Raw genomic sequence first — 1,675 nt, 5'->3', positions numbered from 1 at the left:
GTCCCGCAGCTGTGCGAGTACCGGCGCGGCGGCGGCCAGCAGGGCCCACGGCAGCGGCGCCGCACCACCGGCGGCAAGTCGGGGACCGGGTACGAACCGGCCGCTGGGGTCCCGTCCGACCAGCCGGTGTACCTCGAGGGCGACCGCCAGGCGGTGGGCGGTCGCCCGGGTCAGCCCGGTACGGGTGACCAGGTCGCCGAGGGAGGCTGGGGACGCCTCCACCGCGTTCAGCACGAGGGCCGCCTTGTCCAGCACGCCGACTCCGCTAAGCTGTTTCATACATTGATACTGCCATCCTAAATAGTGAGACGCACAGGGATGCGCGGGATTTCGGATGGTCCGGATCAGTGATCTTCAGTGATCTGCACCGCACGTTCGCCACCCCGCCCGGCGCAGCCGGGCGGGTCCGAGGAAGCCAGCTGAAGGAGTGGGCCATGGGGCGCACACTCGCGAGGAAGGTCTGGGACGCCCACGTCGTCCGGCGTGCCGACAACGAACCCGACCTGCTCTACATCGACCTGCATCTCGTCCACGAGGTGACCAGCCCGCAGGCGTTCGAGGCGCTGCGGCTGGCCGGCCGGCCCGTCCGCCGCCCGGATCTGACCATCGCCACCGAGGACCACAACGTCCCGACCGTCGACACGCTGCTGCCGATCGCCGACCCGGTCTCGGCCGCCCAGGTCGAGGCCCTGCGTAAGAACTGCGCCGACTTCGGGGTCCGACTGCACCCCATGAACGACCCCGGCCAGGGCATCGTCCACGTCGTGGGCCCGCAGCTGGGCCTGACCCAGCCGGGCATGACGATCGTCTGCGGCGACAGTCACACCTCCACCCACGGCGCGTTCGGCGCGCTCGCCTTCGGTATCGGCACCAGCCAGGTCGAGCATGTGCTGGCCACCCAGACGCTGCCGCAGCGCCCGCCCAAGACCATGGCCGTCACCGTGGACGGGGCGCTGCCGGCCGGCGTGACCGCCAAGGACCTGATTCTCGCGATCATCGCCCGGATCGGTACCGGCGGCGGCCAGGGCCACGTGATCGAATACCGGGGTGAGGCCGTCCGGGCGCTGTCCATGGAAGGCCGCATGACGGTCTGCAACATGTCCATCGAGGCAGGTGCCCGTGCCGGCATGATCGCCCCGGACGAGGTGACCTTCGCCCACCTGAAGGGGCGCCCGCACGCACCGGTCGGAGCCGCCTGGGACGAGGCGCTGGCCTACTGGCGGACGCTCGCCACCGACGACGACGCCACGTTCGACCGCGAGGTCGTCCTCGACGCCACCGAGCTGAGCCCGTTCGTCACCTGGGGCACCAACCCAGGGCAGGGCGCGCCGCTGGCCTCCCGCGTCCCCGACCCGGCCGACTACGCCGATCCCGCGTTGCGGGCCTCGGTCGAGCGGGCCCTGGCCTACATGGCGCTCACCCCGGGCACGCCGCTGCGCGACGTCGCCGTGGACACGGTGTTCATCGGCTCCTGCACCAACGGGCGCATCGAGGACCTTCGGGCCGCCGCCGACGTCCTGCGCGGGCGCAGGGTCGCCGACGGCGTGCGCGTCCTGGTCGTCCCGGGTTCGATGACGGTGAAGGCCGACGCCGAGGCCGAAGGGCTCGACGAGGTCTTCCGCGCCGCCGGGGCGCAGTGGCGCAGCGCGGGGTGCTCGATGTGCCTCGGGATGAA

At 71.9% G+C, this 1,675-nt stretch carries 2 protein-coding genes; one reads left to right on the top strand and one right to left on the bottom strand.

All coding sequences use genetic code 11. The features are described from left to right. Window positions 1-279 (bottom strand): helix-turn-helix domain-containing protein (locus tag DD1DGNOD_RS30015; protein WP_241255899.1); only part of this gene is annotated, 279 nt, incomplete at its 3' end. A 155-nt stretch (window positions 280-434) separates the two neighbouring features. Between DD1DGNOD_RS30015 and leuC the strand changes: the two genes are divergently transcribed. After that, window positions 435-1,675: 3-isopropylmalate dehydratase large subunit (gene leuC, locus DD1DGNOD_RS21605; RefSeq protein WP_131770927.1), on the top strand; the 1,241-nt coding region annotated here is incomplete at its 3' end.

The organism is Candidatus Protofrankia californiensis, from assembly GCF_900634765.1.
Lineage (GTDB): Bacteria > Actinomycetota > Actinomycetes > Frankiales > Frankiaceae > Protofrankia > Protofrankia californiensis.
This window is presented reverse-complemented; position numbering and strand designations above follow the sequence as displayed.